The sequence below is a fragment of the uncultured Roseobacter sp. genome (assembly GCF_947488185.1).
Taxonomy (GTDB): domain Bacteria; phylum Pseudomonadota; class Alphaproteobacteria; order Rhodobacterales; family Rhodobacteraceae; genus Roseobacter.
This window is the reverse complement of sequence record NZ_CANKYM010000003.1, coordinates 872,183-891,294: the sequence shown is the minus strand read 5'-3', so window position 1 is coordinate 891,294 and position 19,112 is coordinate 872,183. Positions and strand designations below refer to the sequence as shown.

Genomic DNA, 19,112 nt, shown 5'->3' with positions numbered 1-19,112 from the left:
AACCGCCGCCCCCGCCGCCGCCCATTACGGATTACGCGAGCCTCTGAGAGCATTTTCCCAAGTGACAAACACCCCGGTGACGGCATAATCTGGCGCCATGTCCATCCCTGTGTCCTCCATCCGCAATCTTGGCCCGGCCTATGAGGCCTCCTGCAAGGCTGCGGGCATTCATTCCGCCGAGGACTTGCGCGATCTCGGCGCTGACGAAGCCTACAGACGCATGATTAAAACCGGCCTGAGGCCGCATTTCATCGGATACTACGTACTGGTGATGGCCTTGCAGAACCGCCCGTGGAACGACTGCAAGGGCGAAGAGAAAAAAGCGCTGCGCAAACGGTTCGATGCGATCAAGGCGTCGTCCTTCGACGCGGGCCTCGATGCATTTGAGCAAATGATGGATCAGATCGGCGTGCGTCCGGGCTGAGGCGCAAAAAAAGGGCCTCCCAGCGGAAGACCCTCTCAAAAATCATCCTGCGGTGGCGATTAGCCGACCAGTTCCAGACCGGAGAAGAAGTACGCGATTTCAACGGCGGCGGTCTCAGGCGCATCCGACCCGTGTACCGAGTTTTCGCCAACGCTTTCGGCGAACTCCGCGCGGATCGTGCCGGGCGCTGCGTCCGCGGGGTTGGTCGCCCCCATCACTTCGCGGTTCTTCGCAATGGCGCCTTCGCCTTCCAGCACCTGCACAACAACCGGCGCTGAGGCCATGAATTCACACAACTCGTCATAAAACGGGCGCTCTGCATGCACCGCATAGAAAACACCCGCCTGTGCCTTGGTCATGTGGATACGCTTTTGCGCAACGATCCGCAGGCCGGCGTCTTCGAACTTGGCGTTGATCTTGCCGGTCAGGTTGCGGCGGGTGGCATCGGGTTTGATGATCGAGAATGTGCGCTCAAGGGCCATGAGTAGTCTCCGTGATGTTTCGCGCAAGGCCCATGCCCTGACGCGCTTGAATTTCGCGGCCCACCTAACACGGGCAATCAGCCATGAAAAGCGGCGATTGACGCGGACCAAGGGATGCGGCACACCGCGCCCATGTTACGTATTTCCGACATCACCTATGCCGTCGAAGGCCGCCCGCTTTTCGAAGGCGCGAGCGCCGTTATCCCGGAGGGCCACAAGGTCGGTCTGGTGGGACGCAATGGCGCGGGCAAGACCACTCTCTTCAAGATCATTCGTGGAGAACTTGGGCTGGATGGCGGCGATATCTCGCTGCCAAGCCGGGCTCGGATCGGTGGTGTGGCGCAGGAGGTTCCGTCCTCGGCAACCTCGCTCATCGACACGGTACTGGCGGCGGATACCGAACGCGCCGCCCTGTTGATGGAAGCCGAGACCGCAACAGATCCGGGCCGCATCGCCGATATCCAGACGCGGCTTGCCGATATCGATGCCTGGTCCGCCGAGGCGCGCGCCGCCAGCATCCTCAAGGGCCTTGGCTTTGACGCCGCGGACCAACAGATGCCCTGTTCGGATTTTTCCGGTGGTTGGCGCATGCGCGTGGCCCTTGCCGCCGTGCTCTTTGCCCAACCGGACCTGCTGCTGCTGGACGAGCCGACCAATTACCTTGATCTCGAAGGCGCGCTCTGGCTCGAAGCTTATCTGGCAAAGTACCCGCACACGGTGATCATCATCAGCCACGACCGGGGCCTGCTGAACCGGGCCGTGGGCGCGATCCTGCACCTCGAAGACCGCAAGCTCACCTTCTATCAGGGCCCCTACGATCAATTCGCCCGCCAACGGGCCGAACAGCGCGCGCTCCAGGCCGCCATGGCCAAGAAACAGCAGACCCGCCGCGACCACATGCAGGCCTTCGTAGACCGGTTCAAGGCCAAGGCCTCCAAGGCGAAACAGGCCCAGTCCCGCCTGAAAATGATCGAAAAGATGGATATGATCGCCAGCCCCGAACAGGTGGCCAAGCGTGTCTTTACCTTCCCGGAACCCGAAGAACTCTCACCACCCATAATCTCCATCGAAGGCGGCTCGGTCGGCTATACCGACACGCCCGTGCTCAGCCGGCTGAACCTGCGCATCGATCAGGACGACCGCATCGCGCTCTTGGGCAAGAACGGCCAGGGCAAATCCACGCTCTCCAAACTTCTTTCAAACCGCCTGACCCTGATGTCCGGCAAATCGGTGCAATCCAACAAGCTGCGCATCGGGTTTTTCGCCCAACATCAGGTGGATGAGCTGCACATCAACGAAACGCCGTTGCAGCACATGATTTCCGCCCGCCCCGGCGTGTTGCATTCCAAGCTGCGTGCACAGATGGCCGGGTTCGGGCTGGGCCCGGATCAGGCGGAAACCGAGGTGGGCAGGCTCTCGGGCGGGCAAAAGGCGCGGCTCTCCCTGCTGCTGGCCACGCTGGACGCCCCGCATCTGCTGATCCTCGACGAACCCACCAACCACCTAGACATTGAATCGCGCGAGGCGCTGGTGGAAGCGCTGACCGCCTATTCCGGCGCGGTCATCCTCGTCAGCCACGACATGCACCTGCTGTCGATGGTGGCCGACCGGCTCTGGCTGGTCTCCGATGGCACGGTGAAACCCTACGAGGATGATCTGGAAGCCTACCGCAAGATGCTGCTGACCCCGGTCAAGCCCACCAGCAAATCGGCGAAAAAACCACTCGAAGCACCCAAGGCAAAACGCGCCAGCCGCGACGAAATCCTCGCCCTGAAATCGGAGACCCGCAAATCCGAAGCCCGCGTCGAAAAACTCAACGAGATGCGCGACAAGCTGGCCAAGAAACTGGCTGACCCCGCGCTCTATGAAGATGCCAAGGCGGGCGAACTCGAAGTCTGGAACCGCAAATACGCCGAGGTGATGGAGGCGCTGAACCGCGCCGAAACCCTCTGGATGACAGCGCTTGAAAAGCTCGAAAGAGCCCAGGCCGCATGACCACCGCTTCTTCTGGCCTGAAATATCCTGGGGTTTGGGGCAAAGCCCCAATTCATTTGCAATAGTGGATACCGCTTTCTTCATCACCGCCTTCGTGACCATGTTCGTCGTCATCGACCCGATTGGTCTGGCCCCATTGTTCGTGGCGCTGACCCACGGCATGACCACCGCTGCCCGACGGCGCATCGCGCTGCGCGCAACCCTGATCGGCATCCTGATCCTGCTGGCCTTCGCGGCTTTCGGCGAGGCATTGCTCTCCTTCATCGGCATCTCCATGCCCGCCTTCCGCGTGGCAGGGGGCATCCTGCTCTTTCTGACCGCCCTCGACATGCTCTTTGAACGTCGTACCAAGCGGCGGGAAGACAAGCAGGAAGAGGATCGCGATGACCCCTCGGTTTTCCCGCTAGCCATCCCGCTGATCGCCGGACCGGGCGCCATCGCCTCGGTGATCCTGCTGATGGGCCAGCGACCCGGTGTCGAAGGCGCGGCTCTGGTGCTCGGCGCAACCGGGATCGTCATGCTCATTGTCATGGGCTTCTTTCTGGCCAGCGGCATGATCGAACGCGCGCTTGGCAAAACCGGCGTGACGGTGGTGACCCGGCTTCTTGGCATGTTGCTCGCTGCGCTCTCCGTGCAATTCGTCCTCGACGGGCTCAGCGCTTTTGGCTTCGGTCCGACAGTAGGCTGATTTCCCGATCTGAACGCCTATATTGAGGACAACAGGCGACAGGAGTACCCCATGGACAGCTTTGATACCGGCAGATTGATCTATCTCGCCCTTCTCGGGCTGATGGTCTGTGCATGGTTCTTTGCGCAAAACCGGCTGTCGACGAACAAGCTCCTGCAACAGGCGGCGGTCTGGGGGCTGATCTTCCTCGGCGCCATCGCCGCCTTTGGCCTGTGGGAAGACATCCGCCAAACCGTGCGCCCGCAACAGACCGTCTTTGCCGATCAGGGTAAAATCGTCGTTCCCCGCAGCCCCGACGGCCACTACTATATCGCGGCAGAGGTCAACGGTGCCCCCGTCGAGTTTGTGCTCGACACCGGCGCCACCACGCTTGTGTTGACCCGCGAGGATGCCGCAGCAGCAGGTCTCGCCCCCGACAGCCTGAACTTCACCAGCCGGGCGATGACCGCCAATGGTGAGGTGCGCACAGCGCCCGTGCGTCTGGACAGCGTCACCATCGGACCCGCCACGGATGAGGATATCACCGCCGTGGTCAACGGCGGCGAGATGTCGCAAAGCCTGTTGGGCATGACCTACCTGCAGCGCTGGGGCAAGATCGAGATCACCGGCGGTGAGTTGACGCTGACCCGCTGACACCAGCAGGTAAGGTGGGCTTTCAGGCCACCGCTGCTCAGGTCTCCGCCTTCTTCTCCCAGCGCCCGCTTTCTTCTGACCAATATTGCGCAGCGGCACCGGCGTCCTTGAGAGATTTCCACTGGCCGCGCGCATGCTCCAGCGCTGCGGGATCGTTTCCGTCAAAAAGGACGCAAACCCGCTCCATCGCCGCCACCTCTTCGGCCTCCACCGGCGCGCCATCAATGCTCATCAGACAGCGCGCACCATTCACGGCCTCCTGGGCCGTGGTCAACAGCACCGGCTGATGAGCATCATGCGCCCCACCGGCCAGCCCATGCGGCAAGAATCCGTCGTCCGCCCCAAGCCAGAGCTTTTCATCCAGCCACCCCAGACGCACTAGGTCGGTGCCCCGCACCACCACGCGCATCTCCGCCGCCCCGGCCTTGCCAAGCAGCATGGCCAGGGTCTCCTCCATCGGGCGGCGGGTCAGGTGGTAGAAGAGTGCGGTGCCCAAGCGCTCAGCCTTTCTCGAACATATCCGCAACCAGACGATCGAGCGCGCGCACACCCCAGCCCGTGGCCCCTTTGGGCGCAAGCTTTGTCGCCGTTTTCAATGAGGCAACACCGGCGATGTCCAGATGAATCCAAGGCGTGCCCTCTTTGACAAACCTCAGCAAATACTGCGCCGCCGTGATTGATCCCGCTGGACGCCCGCCAATATTCTTCATATCCGCAATCGGGCTTTTCAGCATATCGTCATAGGCCTGCCCCAAAGGCATGCGCCACGCCCCTTCGGCCTCTGCACCGGCGGCTTTCAGGAAAGCGTTGCACAGCGTGTCATCGTTGGAAAACACACCTGCGTTCTCATGGCCCAGACCGATGATGATCGCCCCCGTCAGCGTGGCCAGATCAATCATGCCGGCAGGCTCGAACCGCTCCTGCGCGTACCACATGACATCACAGAGCACCAAGCGCCCCTCGGCATCGGTGTTGAGGATCTCAACCGTATCCCCCTTCATCGACTTCACCACATCGCCGGGGCGGATCGCGGTACCGGAGGGCATGTTTTCCACCAGCCCCACCAGCCCCACGACATTGGCCGGGGCCTTGCGCAGCGCCAGCGCCCGCATCACGCCTGCAACCGTTCCAGCCCCGCCCATATCCATAGTCATATCTTCCATGCCCGCCGCCGGTTTCAGGCTGATGCCGCCGGTATCAAAGACAACGCCCTTGCCGATCAGAGCGAGAGGTGCGTCATCTTCGTCGCCGCCATTCCACTGCATGACAACGACCTTGGAGGGGCTGGCAGAGCCCTGGCCGACCGCAAGCAAGGTGCGCATGCCCAACTCCTCCAGCTTGTCTTCCTCCAGCACTTCGACCTTGAGACCCAGCGCCGTCATCTCCGCCAGCCGGTTGGCAAACTCCGTCGTGGTCAACACATTGGCAGGCTCATTGACCAGATCGCGGGTCATGAAGGTGCCTTCCACGGTCGCCAGCAATGGCGCTGCCGCCGCCTCGACCGCCTCGGGATCGTTGCACATCACCTCGATGGTCCCTTCGGCCGCATCGTCAGAGGTTTTGTGATCGCGGAACTGGTAATCCCGCAACACGGCTCCCTGCACCACATGCGCCGCCCGGCGCGCCGACCCAACGGCCAGCAGCACATTCGCCTTGCCGCGTTTCTGCCCGAACAGCGCGCCTGCATCACGCGCTGCCGTCTCGGAGGCGCCGCGCGGCAGGCAGATCACATCCACCGCCTCCGCTGCCATCCCCGTCGGATAGGCCAGCGTCAAGCTGTCGCCTTCCTTGAGACCCTTTTCCACACGTGCCTCAAGCGCGCGTTTCAGCGCCCCCTTGCTCAGCCGGTTCACCCGCCGTCCGGCCACGTCCAGACGCCCCGTGGCATCGACGATCAATCCAATCCGACCGGCATGATCTGACAGGCGGTCGATGTCGGTTTTGCTGAAGCTGACGGCGGTGGGCGTGGTCATGATGGAGCCTTTCCTGAATGAGGTGCCCCACGACCTAGCGCGCCCGTCCGCCAAAGACCAGATTGCAGTTTTACACGCCCGCCGATTGGTCTATCGTCGCGCAAGAAACGTCAGTTGGTACGAAGGGGAGAGCGGTGAGCAAGATCGACAGATATGTGCTGTCGCAACTGCTGCTGTTGTTTGGCTTTTTCTCTCTGGTGCTGGTGGCCGTCTTCTGGATCAACCAGGCAGTGATCCTGTTCGACCGGCTGATCAGTGATGGCCAGTCGGCGCTGGTCTTTCTGGAATTCACTGCCCTTGGCCTGCCCAAACTGATCACCACGGTGCTGCCGATCTCCGCCTTCGCCGCATCGGTCTATGTGACCAACCGGATGAACAACGAAAGTGAACTGACGGTCATGCAGGCGACGGGCACCGGCCCCTTCCGCATGGCACGACCTGTCTTCGTCTTTGGTCTGATCGTGTTTTTCATGGCCTCGGTGTTGAATCACTTCCTGCTGCCGCTGGCGCTGCAACAACTCAGCGAACGGGAGGCCGAGATTTCGCAAAATGCGACTTCGCGCCTGCTGACCGAGGGTGCATTCCTGCATCCTTCGCCAGCCGTGACCTTTTATGCCCGCGAGATTGCCGAAGACGGCGTGCTGCGCGATGTGTTCCTGTCGGATCGGCGCAAACCGGATGAAGGCGTGATCTATACCGCGGCCGAAGCCTATCTGATCCGCAATCAGAACATCACGACACTGATCATGGTGGACGGGATGGCGCAACGCCTGAGCACGCAAACCAACCGCCTTGCGACGGCTAACTTCCGAGATTTCTCTTTCGACATCAGTGCCTTGACACGAAACAACAGAACCCAGAACCTGCTTGCCCGGAACATGCTGACGCCGCAGCTTTTCACGCCTTGGGATACACTGGCCGAGCAAACCAAACAACGGCCGGGCGAATTTGCCGAAGAATTTCATGCCCGGTTCGCCGAGCCTGTTTTCTGCATCGTCGCTGCGATGATCGGCTTCACAACCCTGTTGGTCGGCGGCTATTCCCGGTTCGGTGTCTGGCGCGAGGTGGCAATTGCATTTGGTCTGCTGCTGTTGATCGACGGGGCGAGATCCACCATGCAAAACCCGGTGCGCGATGATGCGAGGCTTTGGCCTTTGCTCTACCTGCCCGTCATTGTCGGCGCGCTCTTGTGCGTCGGCATGATGTGGTACGTGGCGCGACCAAAACGACTGCGCCGAAGGCGGCAGCCCGCACAGGAACAACCGGCATGATCCTGCACATCTATTTCGCCCGCCGCTTTGCAATGAGCTTTCTTCTCCTCGCGCTGGTGCTCTTTTCGCTCGTGGCTCTTGTCGACCTTGTAGATCAGGCGCGCGGTTTCAGTGATCTTGGCGTCAGTTTCGGGCGCATCATCGGGCTCACGCTTTTGAAGACACCCGAAACGGTAAACGAAATCCTGCCCCTGATTATTATTCTGGCGACCATTGTGCTCTTTGTCGGCCTCGCCCGATCATCGGAACTGGTGGCCACACGCGCTGCAGGCCGGTCAGCGCTGCGCGCCCTGATCGCGCCATCGGTTGTTGCCCTGATCATCGGGGGCTTGGCCGTCACCATACTGAACCCCATCGTCGCCGCTACCAGCAAACGCTACAGCGAACTCTCCGAAAGCTACCGCACGGGCGGGGCCTCCACCCTGTCGATTTCAGGAGAAGGCCTGTGGTTGCGTCAAGGCGGCGACCAGGGACAAACCGTCATCAGAGCGTGGCGCTCGAACGCAGACGCCTCGATCCTTTATGACGTGACTTTCCTCTCCTACGCGCCAGGCGGCGGGCCGATCAAACGGGTAGCAGCGGAAAGTGCTGCCTTGGCGAACGGCGGATGGGATTTGCGAAATGTGAAACTCTGGCCGCTGCAACCCGGCGTGAACGCCGAGGCAAACGCCGAGGCGCACGACGAATTCTTTATCCCGTCGACCCTGACCCTGGAACGTATCCGGGAAAGCTTTGGCCGCCCGAGTTCGATCTCCATCTGGAAACTGCCTGAATTCATAATACAGCTGGATCAGGCGGGCTTTTCCTCGCGACAGCACCGCGTATGGTTTCAATCGGAACTTGCCCGCCCGCTGTTCCTGATGTCGATGGTTCTTGTTGCGAGCGCTTTCACCATGCGGCATACCCGATTTGGGGGAACCGGCATTTCGGTGCTGGCGGCAGTGCTTTTGGGGTTTGGTTTGTATTTCATTCGCAGCTTCGCGCAAATTCTGGGCGAAAACGGGCAGATTCCGATTTATCTTGCGGCCTGGGCGCCACCTGTTGCCGCCGTTCTCTTCGCCCTTGGCCTTTTACTACACGCGGAGGATGGTTGAGCCGTGACGCGTGCCGTTCTCACTCTGCTGATGCTGGTCTGGCCATTGCTGAGCTGGGCGCAGGAGACATCTGCCCCTCCCGCCGTGCTGATCGCCGACGAACTCTTTATCGAAAATGACAGCGCGTTGATCGCACGCGGCAATGTCGAGGCCTTCCAGGGCACAACCCGCATCACCGCTTCCGAAATCCGCTATGACCGGGCAAGCGGCGCACTGACAATTTCCGGACCGATCACCATGCAGGAGGGCGACGACATCCGGGTTTTGGCGTCGGCGGCCGAATTGGATGCCAATCTGCAAACGGGGTTGCTGACCGGCGCACGCATGGTGCTGAACCAGCAGCTGCAACTGGCCGCAGTACAGATACAAAGGGTCAATGGGCGCTACAGTCAACTTTACAAAACTGCTGTAACCTCCTGTAAAGTCTGTGAAGATGGCACACCGCCGCTCTGGCAGATCCGGGCAAAACGGGTCATCCATGACAAGGAAGAAAGGCAGCTGTATTTTGATGGGGCGCAATTTCTCATTCGCAACACGCCGATCCTCTACATCCCACGGCTGCGCTTGCCCGATCCGACACTGGACCGCGCCACGGGGTTCTTGATCCCCTCGCTGCGCACAACATCGCAACTGGGCACCGGGATCAAAATTCCCTATTTCATCAACATCGCCGAAGACCGGGACATCACCGTAACGCCTTACATTTCTTCGCGGACCCGCACGCTGGAATTGCGATACCGGCAGGCCTTTGTGAACGGGCGGATCGAGTTCAACGGTGCGATCAGCCGTGATGACGAGCGGCCGGGCGAGACGCGGGGGTATGTTTTCGGCGACGGGGCTTTCGATCTTCGGAATGATTTCAAACTGGAATTCGACATCGAAGTCACCACCGATGATGCTTATCTCAAGGACTACGGCTATTCCGGCAAAGACCGTCTGGACAGTGCCATCACGATCAGCCGAGCGCGGCGGGACGAGTTTCTTTCAGGCAGTGTGATCGCCTTCAAATCGCTGCGGGATGCGGATATCAACGCCAACATTCCAACCATTGTCGGGGATGCAATTTACGAAGCGCGCTACTTCCCCGGCTCCATTGGTGGGGAAGTGCGGTTCGGAGCAACTGCACACAGCCACTACCGTTATTCAGATGTGGATATTGTCGGTCGGGACGTGTCGCGTTTCAGCACCGAGGCGGATTGGCTGCGTGGCTGGACATTGGCCAGCGGTATCCGCGCCGAAGTCACCCTTGGTGCCGTAGCGGATCTCTTCAACATCACCCAGGACAGCGCCACACCACAAACGCAGACGGAATTGACACCACGCGGCGCGATTGCCTTTCGCTACCCGATGGCGCGCAGCGATGAAAACGGCGTCACCCAGTTTCTGGAACCCGTTGTCCAACTGGGCTGGGTGGGCGGTGACAGGCCAGACATACCGAACGAAGAAAGCACACGGGTCGAATTTGACGGCGGCAACCTGCTTTCACTCTCACGCTTTCCCGAATCCGACCGCCGCGAGCGCGGACGCACGGCGGCCTTGGGGGTAAATTGGGCGCGGTTTGACCCCAACGGGCTCGATACGTCCCTGACAGTTGGACAGATTTTACGTGACGATGCAGAACCCGATTTTACAGAGTCCTCCGGTCTGACCGGTGTCTCTTCGAGCTACCTTGTGGCTGGCCAGATGAAATCAGCGGACGGCTGGTCGTTGACCGCACGCTCGCTCTTCGACGCTGAATTCGATTTTACCAAGGCAGAAGTGCGCGGCGACTTCAGCAATGACCGATCACGCCTCGGCGGCAGCTATCTGTGGCTTACGCGGGACCTTGCGGAAGACCGGCCCGAGAACATCGCGGAAATTGCGCTTGATGGATCCTACAGGGTCGACAAATACTGGACCGCAACCGCCGACTGGCGTTACGATATCGCGATTGATCGCGCCTCGACCGCCGGAGTTGGCTTTGTCTACGAGAACGAATGTGTGGCGGTGGCATTCTCCGTCGAACGCAGCTACTCGACATCGGCAAGCCTTGAACCCTCGACGACTTTGGGCTTAAGCATCGGGCTAAGGGGATTTTCGGCGAAAAAAGGCACGGAAACCTACACCAGAACATGCGGGTAACAAGAACAATGAACGCAATGAGCAGTATGAAATCCATTTTCGCCTTCGTGGTCGCAATGGCCGTCGCACCACCTCTTGCAGCACAGGGTCTGTTTGATCCGGTGGTTTTCGTCAATGACGCTGTTGTGACCGAATATGAAGTTGACCAGCGCACGACCTTCCTGCGCTTGCTCAACGCGCCGGGCTCGGGGCGTCAGGATGTCGTTGACACGCTGATCAATGAGCGTTTGCAGGCCCAGGCGATCGCGGCTGTCGGGCTGGAGTTGACCGACGAAGAGATCGACACGGGTATCGAGGAGTTTGCCGGGCGAGCAAATATGACCAAGGATCAGTTCCTCGCGGCCCTCATTGATGGTGGCGTGGCAGAAGAGACTTTCCGCGATTTTGTAGAAGTCGGCGTCGCGTGGCGCGAACTGATTGGTGCGCGGTTTGGCGCGCGTGTCCAGATCACCGAAGCGGAAATTGATCGCGCCTTGGGCACTGCCGGGGGCGCGTCCGGTGTTCGTGTTCTGGTCTCTGAAATCATCATTCCGGCCCCGCCTGAAAGGAAGGCCGATGTTGACGAGATCGCCCAGGAGATCGCGGCGAGCACTTCTACCGAAGAGTTTTCGAACTATGCGCGTGAGTTTTCGGCAACGGCCTCGCGGGATGCGGGCGGGCGCCTGCCATGGCAGGAGTTGAACAACCTGCCACCGGTGCTGCGCCCGATCCTGTTGTCACTGGCGCCGGGGGAAGTCACCGAACCACTGAGCATTCCCAACGCCGTAGCGCTTTTCCAGCTGCGCGATATCGAGGAAACCGGAACACCTGCACGAGAGTATGCCGCGATTGAATATGCGGCATACTATATTCCAGGCGGGCGGACGCCAGCCGGTCTGGCGGCTGCCGAGAAAGTCCGCGCGCGGGTAGACGTCTGTGACGATCTTTATGGCGTGGCCCAGGGCCAGCCAGAAGAGGTACTCGAACGCGGCAGCAAGCCTCCCTCTGAAATTCCGCAGGATATCGCCATCGAGCTCAGCAAGCTCGATCCCGGCGAGGTGTCCACAACGCTGACACGGGCCAATGGAGAGACACTTGTCTTTCTGATGATGTGTGGCCGTACCTCTGCGGTGAACGAGGATGTGGCGCGGGAAGACGTGGCCGCTGCCCTGCGGTCCAGCCGGATCAGCGCCTATGCCGAAGGATTTCTGGATCAGCTGCGCGCTGACGCCCGTATCGTGACCCCATGACAGCCGACACGGCACCCGTAATCATCAGTTGCGGGGAACCAGCCGGGATTGGCCCGGAAATCGCCGCAGCGGCCTGGGCTGCGATTGGCGCACAGATCCCAATGGTCTGGATGGGCGACCCGCGCCATCTGCCCGCCGGTACCCGCTATCAGGTCATCGACATACCAGAAGAGGCTGCCGAGATTTGCGCAAAGGCCCTGCCCGTTTTGCACCACGGGTTTCCCAACCCCGCTAAACCGGGAACGCCGGATCCTGCAAATGCCGAAGGGGTGATCGATGTCATCGCGGCCTGTGTTGAGCTGGTGCAATCAGGTGACGCCAGCGCGCTGTGTACAGCGCCCATCCACAAAAAGGCGCTGATCGAAGGCGCTGATTTCGCCTATCCCGGTCATACCGAATACCTCGCTGCCCTCTCCGGGGGTAAGACGCGGGCGGTCATGATGCTCGCCTCCGACGCGCTGCGCGTGGTCCCCGCAACCGTCCACATAGCACTTGAAGACGTGCCCCGGACATTAACGCCGGACCTGCTGCGCGAGACCATTGAGATCACGGACCACGCGCTGCGCCAGCAATTTGGCATCGCCGCGCCCCGCATTGCGATTGCGGGTTTGAACCCCCATGCAGGCGAAGGCGGCACCATGGGCAGGCAGGAAACGGATTGGATCGCGGCCCTGATCGGCGAGATGCGAGAGGCAGGATTTGACCTGCGCGGCCCCCTGCCCGCCGACACGATGTTCCATGCCGCTGCGCGGCGCGGTTATGATGCGGCGATTGCAATGTATCATGATCAGGCGCTGATCCCGATCAAGACATTGGATTTCGATAAGGGGGTGAATGTCACGCTTGGCTTGCCGTTCATCCGGACCTCACCGGACCACGGCACGGCCTTTGACATCGCGGGCAAGGGCGTGGCGACACCCGCTAGTATGATCGAAGCCGTGAAGCTGGCCGCTCGGATGGCCCAGCTGTGACGCCTCCGGCGGGCATATTTGAGGAACAATGAAGATGGGGACCATCGACAACCTGCCACCGCTGCGCGAGGTGATCCGCACCCATGATCTGCAGGCGCGCAAATCGATGGGGCAAAATTTCCTGCTGGATCTGAACCTGACTGCCAAGATTGCCCGGCAGGCTGGCGATCTGACGAAATGCGACGTGCTTGAAATTGGGCCTGGGCCGGGCGGGCTGACCCGTGGGCTGCTGTCCGAAGGGGCGCGCCACGTGCTGGCGATTGAGAAAGACGCCCGCTGTCTGCCCGCCCTCGCGGAGATCGTCGCCGCCTGCCCCGGACGATTGACCGTGCTGGAAGGCGATGCGTTGGACATCGACCCGCTGGCACATCTGACCCCACCCATCCGCGTGGCGGCCAATCTGCCCTATAATGTCGGCACGGAGCTTCTGGTGCGCTGGCTGACACCGCAGGACTGGCCGCCCTTCTGGCTTAGCCTGACGCTGATGTTCCAGCGCGAAGTGGCAGAGAGGATCGTGGCGCAGCCGGGCAGCAAGACTTACGGGCGCCTTGCCATCCTCGCGCAGTGGCGGGCCGACGCGCGGATCGTGCTGCAACTGCCACCAGAGGCTTTCACGCCGCCGCCTAAAGTCTCCAGCAGCGTTGTGCATCTTCAAGCATTGCCCAAGCCCCGCTTCAAGGCCGATGCCACCGTTCTGAGCCGCGTGGTCGCCGCCGCCTTCAACCAGCGCCGCAAGATGCTGCGCGCCGCGCTGAAAGGCCTTGCACCCGATATCGAGGACCGTCTGATTGCCGCCGGGCTGAAACCCACGGACCGGGCCGAGCAGATCCCACTCGAAGGGTTCTGCGCGCTGGCTCGCAGCATGGCGCAGACATGAAAAACCCCGCCGGTGGCGGGGTCATTTCAATCGCTCATTCTGCCGCTTTTGGCGCGTCATCCCCGCCGGGCTGATCGCCGTTCGACGCCTCCGGCTTGGGCCGCGGTTTGCGGCGCGGAGACCGCTTGGGCTTGGGCTGGCTCTCTGGTGTTTCCACCAGATTGCTTTCCCCCCCCTGGGCATCGGCATTTGGTTGCTGCTGCGCTGCCTGTTCGACCGCCTGACTGCCTTCGCGCTCCTGGCGCTCGGCGCGTTCACGGTCACGCTCGGCCTGACGCTCGCGGTTCTGACGTTCCTGCTCTTCGCGGCGCGCTTCGATCTCGCGTTGCGCTTCCGCGAGCATGCGGGTGTAATGCTCAGCGTGCTGCTGGAAATTCTCAGCTGCCACGCGGTCATTGCTCAGCTGTGCATCACGCGTCAGCTGATTATATTTTTCGATGATCTGCTGCGGCGTGCCCCGCACCTTGCCTTCCGGGCCCGAACTGTCGAACACGCGGTTGACGACATTGCCGCCTTGATTGCCTTGGGACCGGTTGCGGTTGCTCTTTGAGCGGGACCGGGATCTCGATGATTTCATGAAGTTCGCTCAGCCTTCGTGCTGTGGATCGTGTGACCGGATGCGCTTTTTGCTGCTTTCATTCCGGGGGGTCGATATGTTGGGCATAACGCCGCGCGGGACCGCCAGTGTTGGGCATCCACCGCTGCAACATCTTTGAATAAACACGCACGTCGTCCTGCCGCAAGAGGTAATGATCGATTTTAACCAGATTCGCGGAATTTTCCTGCATTTTCAGGACAATTTATCCAGGTTTCGCGGCAGAAACCACACGATCCTGCCCCCCCAGATCGGGGAGAATCGCCACTTCGCCCCAGCCCTGCGCCTCAAAGATCGCAGCCACCGCCGCCCCCTGCTGCCAACCTGTCTCAACCAGAACGCGACCGCGCGCATTCAGGTACCCTTGTGCTTGTGCGGCAATGACGCGATACGCCGAGAGCCCGTCCCGTTCATCGGTCAGCGCGAGGCGCGGTTCGTGGTCGCGCAATTCGGGTTGAACCTGCAACATCTCTTCCGCTGTCAGGTAGGGCGGATTGGAGACGATGAGGTCGTATCGCCCTTCGACAGCCTCGAACCAATCTGATTTCAGGACCGTGGCACGATCGGCAACCGCATGCCGCGCGGCATTCGCGCTGGCATGCAGACAGGCGGCTTCGCTCAGATCGACGCCGACCCCTTCCGCTTCCGGGCGTTCCGCCAGAAGCGTTACCAGAATGCAGCCTGATCCGGTTCCCAGATCAAGTATGCGCGCAAAGGGTTCTGACAGGGCGACCTCGATCAGCGCTTCGGTCTCCGGGCGTGGGTCCAGCACATCGCGGCTGATCTCGAAGGCGCGACCGTAGAATTCGCGCGCCCCGATCAGCTGCGAGACCGGCACCCGCACGGCCCGCAGGGCGACCAGATTGTCGTAGCGTTCGGCGATCTCCGGCGCGATGTCCTCGGGCGCGATCAACGTAACCCGCGCCGCATCGACCTTCGCCGCATGGGCCAGCAGCACCCGCGCATCCCGCGCCGGATCCGGAACGCCCGCAGCCCGCAGCCGCGCCATCGCGGCCACCATGGCCTCGGCGGCGGTCACTGCCCCATCTCCGCCATCTGCCGCGCCTGCGCATCGGCTGTCAGCGCGTCCACGATCTCGTCGAGATCGCCCTGCATCACCGCATCCAGCCGGTAGAGCGTCATGTTGATCCGGTGATCCGTCATGCGCCCCTGCGGAAAGTTATAGGTGCGGATGCGTTCCGAGCGATCCCCGGACCCCACTTGTGCTGCACGGTCCGCTGACCGTTCGCCATCCACCCGTGCCCGTTCCTGATCGTAGAGGCGCGCGCGCAGGACCTGCATCGCGATCTCGCGGTTGCGGTGCTGTGACTTTTCGGAACTTGTGACCACAAGGCCGGTTGGCAAATGCGTGATCCGCACGGCGGAATCGGTGGTGTTGACATGCTGCCCCCCCGCGCCGGAGGACCGCATCGTATCAATGCGCAGATCGTTGGCCTCGATCTGGATGTCCACGTCTTCGGCCTCCGGCAGCACGGCGACCGTCGCCGCCGAGGTATGAATGCGGCCGCCACTTTCGGTGCTGGGCACACGCTGCACCCGGTGCACACCGCTTTCATACTTCAACCGAGCAAAGACGTTTTGCCCTTTGACATGCGCCACCACTTCCTTGATGCCGCCCAGCTCAGTCTCCTGCAGTTCGATGATCTCAAACTGCCAGCCGTTGCTCTCAGCATAGCGCTGGTACATCCGCAGCAGATCGCCCGCAAAGAGCGCTGCCTCATCCCCGCCCGTGCCGGGCCTGATCTCCAGCATCGCGGGTTTCGCATCGGCCTTGTCCTTGGGCAAAAGCGCCAACTGAAGGGCGGCTTCGGCGGCGGGCAAAGCGGCCTTCAACCGGGGCATTTCCTCTTCCGCAAGCGCAGCCATATCCGGATCCGACAGCATTTCCTGTGCCTCGTTCAGATCACCCAGCAATTGGCGATAGGCTGCAATCTGCTCCACCACCGGGCGCAGATCGGAATACTCCTTGGCCAGCGCCGCGATGTCCGCCGAGGCATCACCCGCCGACATTGCCGCCTCGAGATACTCGAAACGCGCCTTTATCTGTTCCAATTGCTGCACCGGGATCATTCTGCGTCTCTCCGACATTGAAAGCCGTTGGTCAAGAGCAGGCACCATGCTATTGTTTTCGCCATGAAACGACTGAGCCTGCTTCTGATCTGGGCTGCCCTGCCGGGCATTGCCGATGTCACCAGCCCTAGCGGCAAGACCGTCGAGTGCTATTGCACCGACAAATCCGGCGAGCGGGTGGAGCTTGGGCAGACCATTTGCCTGCAGGTGGATGGGCGGATGTTCATGGCACAATGCCAGATGTCGCTGAATGTGCCGATGTGGCGCGAGGTGCAACAGGGGTGCCTGTCATCCTCTCTGCAAGGCGGCGATCACCCGCTCCAGTCGTTCCCGGTTGACGCCCAGATCTGACGCGCCAAACCGCAACCGGGCGAACATGCGGATCTGGCCGTCCCGCGCCTCCACGGTCGTCATGTCCGGAAATCCAAACATTGCCGATCGTGTAACATAGGTGATCCGTCCTGCCTCCACCGATCCGGCCAGCACGTGGGTGCGCGGCAGCGCGCGCAGCACCGCATCGATCTGCTGCATCACCTCCGCATCGCCCGGGATCACCCGCACGGCACCGCTGGCAAAATCAGTGCTCTGCGCATGGGGTACCGGCTGATGCCAACGTGCGGGATTGATCGGCGCCAAACGCACATAGCCCAAACCAAACAAAAGAAGCAGCGCAACCGCCAGCGTTCCCATACGCATTCGCCTTCTCTTGGCCACAAATATCCCCCGCGGAGCGTCCCGCCCTCTCAGCGATAGGCCACGCCGGGCAGAACGCACAACAGTTCAAAGAGAATATTCGCGCCGGTCAGCGCGGTGTTGCCAGTTGTATCGTAGGGCGGCGACACCTCGACCAGATCGCAGCCCACTATGTTCAGCCCCTTGAGCGCGCGGATGAGTTCCATCGCCTGCGCCGCGGTCAGCCCCCCGATCTCCGGCGTGCCGGTGCCGGGGGCAAAGGCGGGATCGAGACTGTCGATATCGAAACTCACGTAGGTGGGCTGTTCGGGGCCGATGTCGCGGCGCACTTCTCCACCAAGCGTTGACAGGCTGCGGTGCCACAACTCCTGCGCCGGGAACTGCTGGAAGCCCCATCCTTGCGCCTTGGTGAAATCAGCCGCCGTGTAGCCGGTGCCGCGCAGCCCGATCTGGTAGGTCTTTTCCGGCAGGATCAGGCCTTCTTCATAGGCGCGTTTGAAGACCGTGCCGTGAGTTTCACGCTCGCCGAACATCTCGTCATTCACATCCGCATGGGCGTCCACATGCACCAGCGCCACCGGCCCGTGACGTTTGTGCATGGCCCGCAGGATCGGCAGGGTCATCGAATGATCACCTCCAATAGCCATCGGCATCGCGTCATAATTCAGGATCGCCTCGTAGCTCTCCTGAATGATCTTCAGACTGTCGGCCAGCGAAAACGTATTGATCGCCAGATCACCGATATCGGCCACCTGCAGGCTGTCGAAGGGCGCCGCCCCCGTGCCCATGTGATAGGGACGGATCATCGCACTCTGGGCGCGCACCTCCTTGGGGCCGAAGCGCGTGCCCGATCGCCACGAGGTGCCGATGTCGATCGGAATGCCTAGAAAGGCCACATCCAGCCCCTTGAGATCATTGACAAAAGGCAGGCGCATGAAACTGCCTGGTCCGGAAAACCGCGCAAGGTCATTGCCGCTGATCGGTTGGTTCTTACTGCTCATTCTTTGCTCTCTTCACGCATCCGCCAGCCCAGCAGGCTCAGGAGTTCTGTTGCCACATGCGCCCCCGCAATGGCTGTCGCGCCGGTTGTATCAAAGGGGGGCGAAACCTCAACAACATCGCCGCCGCGAATGTTGATGCCCGCCAGATCGCGCAGCATGGATGCCGCCTGCGCGCTGGTCAGCCCGCCCCAAACCGGCGTGCCCGTGCCGGGCGCATAGGCCGGATCGAGCGCGTCGATGTCGAAGGTCAGATAGCAGGGCCGGTCGCCGAGGATGTCCTTGATCCTTGCCACCGCCGCGCCCGGCCCCTTTTCATGGACCTCGCGTGCATCGATAATGTTCACACCCAATGTGTCCGCATTTGTCGTGCGAATGCCCAACTGCACAGAGGTCGCGGGATCGACAATTCCCGATTTCACCGCCTTGTAGAACATGGTGCCGTGATCGACGCGGCCCATGTCGTCATCGGCCCAGGTGTCCGTATGTGCGTCGAACTGCAGCAGACTGATCGGCCCGTATTTTTCGGCATAGGCCTTGAGGATCGGAAAGCTGATGTAGTGATCGCCACCCAGCACCACGCTAGCTGCCCCGGCGTCCAATATTCCCCGGATATGGGCGGTCAGCGCATCGGGGAAAGCGGGGATATTGGCATAGTCAAAGGCCAGATCGCCGTAGTCGACAATCACCCGCTCGCTCAGCACGTCAAAGGGCCAGCCATAGGGCGCATCGGGGGCCTGCAGGGTCGAGGCTTCGCGGATGGCGCGGGGGCCCAGCCGTGTGCCGGGACGGTTTGTGACCGCCTGATCGAACGGCACGCCCGTCACGGCGATATCGACGCCAGTCAGGTCCTTTGTGTACCGCCTGCGCAGGAAGGACAGCGCCCCGCCAAAGGTCAGCTCAAAACTCGGGCCCCTGGGATCATCGCGGGTAAAGGCGTGATCCATCTGGGTCTTGGCGTCTTCCAGCGCCATGGC

The 19,112-nt window shown here is 61.4% G+C and carries 20 protein-coding genes; 11 read left to right on the top strand and 9 right to left on the bottom strand.

Annotation, left to right across the window (positions count from 1 at the left end):
• Positions 1 to 97 precede the first annotated feature (97 nt).
• Positions 98 to 424, top strand: coding sequence for a TfoX/Sxy family protein (locus Q1A52_RS15555; RefSeq protein ID WP_300017247.1), 327 nt, complete (start codon positions 98 to 100; stop codon positions 422 to 424).
• A gap of 59 nt (positions 425 to 483) precedes the next feature.
• On the opposite strand, the gene ndk is transcribed toward Q1A52_RS15555, so the two are convergent.
• Positions 484 to 906, bottom strand: a complete 423-nt coding sequence (gene ndk, locus Q1A52_RS15550) for a nucleoside-diphosphate kinase (RefSeq protein ID WP_195820374.1) — start codon at positions 904 to 906, stop codon at positions 484 to 486.
• Between the two features lie 132 nt (positions 907 to 1,038).
• On the opposite strand from ndk, the gene Q1A52_RS15545 reads away from it, so the two are divergent.
• The 3 genes from Q1A52_RS15545 to Q1A52_RS15535 all read left to right on the top strand — a co-directional run bounded on the left by Q1A52_RS15545 (position 1,039) and on the right by Q1A52_RS15535 (position 4,222).
• On the top strand, positions 1,039 to 2,901 hold the full coding sequence (locus Q1A52_RS15545) for an ABC-F family ATP-binding cassette domain-containing protein (RefSeq protein ID WP_300017244.1): 1,863 nt from the start codon (positions 1,039 to 1,041) through the stop codon (positions 2,899 to 2,901).
• A 61-nt stretch (positions 2,902 to 2,962) separates the two neighbouring features.
• Positions 2,963 to 3,589: a MarC family protein gene (locus tag Q1A52_RS15540; protein WP_300017344.1), complete on the top strand. Its 627-nt coding sequence runs from the start codon at positions 2,963 to 2,965 to the stop codon at positions 3,587 to 3,589.
• Between the two features lie 51 nt (positions 3,590 to 3,640).
• Positions 3,641 to 4,222, top strand: a complete 582-nt coding sequence (locus tag Q1A52_RS15535; protein WP_300017241.1) for a TIGR02281 family clan AA aspartic protease — start codon at positions 3,641 to 3,643, stop codon at positions 4,220 to 4,222.
• A gap of 37 nt (positions 4,223 to 4,259) precedes the next feature.
• On the opposite strand, the gene Q1A52_RS15530 is transcribed toward Q1A52_RS15535, so the two are convergent.
• Both Q1A52_RS15530 and Q1A52_RS15525 read right to left on the bottom strand, forming a co-directional pair.
• Entirely contained in the window at positions 4,260 to 4,718 is a 459-nt protein-coding gene (locus Q1A52_RS15530; RefSeq protein ID WP_300017238.1) for a DNA polymerase III subunit chi, read from the bottom strand.
• Positions 4,719 to 4,722: 4 nt separating this feature from the next.
• Positions 4,723 to 6,195: a leucyl aminopeptidase gene (locus tag Q1A52_RS15525; protein ID WP_300017235.1), complete on the bottom strand. Its 1,473-nt coding sequence runs from the start codon at positions 6,193 to 6,195 to the stop codon at positions 4,723 to 4,725.
• Positions 6,196 to 6,329: 134 nt separating this feature from the next.
• Here Q1A52_RS15525 and lptF point away from each other — a divergent pair, with 134 nt between their 5' ends.
• The 6 genes from lptF to rsmA are packed head-to-tail and all read left to right on the top strand — an operon-like array spanning position 6,330 to position 13,758.
• Positions 6,330 to 7,466, top strand: a complete 1,137-nt coding sequence (lptF, locus tag Q1A52_RS15520) for an LPS export ABC transporter permease LptF (RefSeq protein ID WP_300017233.1) — start codon at positions 6,330 to 6,332, stop codon at positions 7,464 to 7,466.
• Positions 7,463 to 8,560 (top strand): LPS export ABC transporter permease LptG, encoded by a 1,098-nt coding sequence (gene lptG / locus Q1A52_RS15515; protein ID WP_300017230.1) that lies wholly within the window; start codon positions 7,463 to 7,465, stop codon positions 8,558 to 8,560. Before lptF ends, lptG begins: the two co-directional genes overlap by 4 nt.
• A 3-nt stretch (positions 8,561 to 8,563) precedes the next feature.
• Positions 8,564 to 10,681 (top strand): LPS-assembly protein LptD, encoded by a 2,118-nt coding sequence (locus tag Q1A52_RS15510; RefSeq protein WP_367278050.1) that lies wholly within the window; start codon positions 8,564 to 8,566, stop codon positions 10,679 to 10,681.
• A 26-nt stretch (positions 10,682 to 10,707) separates the two neighbouring features.
• The gene (locus tag Q1A52_RS15505; protein WP_300017227.1) at positions 10,708 to 11,910 is read left to right on the top strand and encodes a peptidylprolyl isomerase; all 1,203 of its coding nucleotides are present in this window, start codon (positions 10,708 to 10,710) and stop codon (positions 11,908 to 11,910) included.
• A complete protein-coding gene (gene pdxA, locus Q1A52_RS15500; protein ID WP_300017223.1) occupies positions 11,907 to 12,881 on the top strand; it encodes a 4-hydroxythreonine-4-phosphate dehydrogenase PdxA in 975 nt (324 codons plus the stop codon). Before Q1A52_RS15505 ends, pdxA begins: the two co-directional genes overlap by 4 nt.
• A 34-nt stretch (positions 12,882 to 12,915) precedes the next feature.
• Complete coding sequence (gene rsmA / locus Q1A52_RS15495) at positions 12,916 to 13,758, top strand: 16S rRNA (adenine(1518)-N(6)/adenine(1519)-N(6))-dimethyltransferase RsmA (protein WP_300017220.1); 843 nt, start codon at positions 12,916 to 12,918, stop codon at positions 13,756 to 13,758.
• Positions 13,759 to 13,792: 34 nt separating this feature from the next.
• Here rsmA and Q1A52_RS15490 read toward each other — a convergent pair whose 3' ends face one another.
• The 3 genes from Q1A52_RS15490 to prfA form a co-directional block, all read right to left on the bottom strand.
• Positions 13,793 to 14,335 (bottom strand): DUF4167 domain-containing protein, encoded by a 543-nt coding sequence (locus tag Q1A52_RS15490; RefSeq protein ID WP_300017217.1) that lies wholly within the window; start codon positions 14,333 to 14,335, stop codon positions 13,793 to 13,795.
• A 223-nt stretch (positions 14,336 to 14,558) separates the two neighbouring features.
• Entirely contained in the window at positions 14,559 to 15,374 is an 816-nt protein-coding gene (prmC, locus tag Q1A52_RS15485; RefSeq protein WP_300017338.1) for a peptide chain release factor N(5)-glutamine methyltransferase, read from the bottom strand.
• A 14-nt stretch (positions 15,375 to 15,388) separates the two neighbouring features.
• Positions 15,389 to 16,444 (bottom strand): peptide chain release factor 1, encoded by a 1,056-nt coding sequence (gene prfA, locus Q1A52_RS15480; RefSeq protein ID WP_300017214.1) that lies wholly within the window; start codon positions 16,442 to 16,444, stop codon positions 15,389 to 15,391.
• 63 nt (positions 16,445 to 16,507) lie between these two features.
• Between prfA and Q1A52_RS15475 the strand changes: the two genes are divergently transcribed.
• Positions 16,508 to 16,795: a hypothetical protein gene (locus Q1A52_RS15475; RefSeq protein WP_300017211.1), complete on the top strand. Its 288-nt coding sequence runs from the start codon at positions 16,508 to 16,510 to the stop codon at positions 16,793 to 16,795.
• Here the strand turns inward: Q1A52_RS15475 and Q1A52_RS15470 are convergent.
• Genes Q1A52_RS15470 through speB (Q1A52_RS15460) form a run of 3 tightly spaced genes read right to left on the bottom strand, consistent with a single transcriptional unit; the run spans position 16,733 to position 19,109 of the window.
• A complete protein-coding gene (locus Q1A52_RS15470) occupies positions 16,733 to 17,140 on the bottom strand; it encodes a DUF1499 domain-containing protein (protein WP_300017208.1) in 408 nt (135 codons plus the stop codon). The two genes, Q1A52_RS15475 and Q1A52_RS15470, sit on opposite strands and share 63 nt — an antisense overlap.
• A gap of 47 nt (positions 17,141 to 17,187) precedes the next feature.
• Entirely contained in the window at positions 17,188 to 18,138 is a 951-nt protein-coding gene (speB, locus tag Q1A52_RS15465) for an agmatinase (protein ID WP_300017205.1), read from the bottom strand.
• Positions 18,135 to 19,109, bottom strand: coding sequence for an agmatinase (gene speB / locus Q1A52_RS15460; protein ID WP_300017202.1), 975 nt, complete (start codon positions 19,107 to 19,109; stop codon positions 18,135 to 18,137). The genes speB (Q1A52_RS15465) and speB (Q1A52_RS15460) overlap by 4 nt, the downstream gene beginning before the upstream one ends.
• Between the last annotated feature and the right edge of the window lie 3 nt (positions 19,110 to 19,112).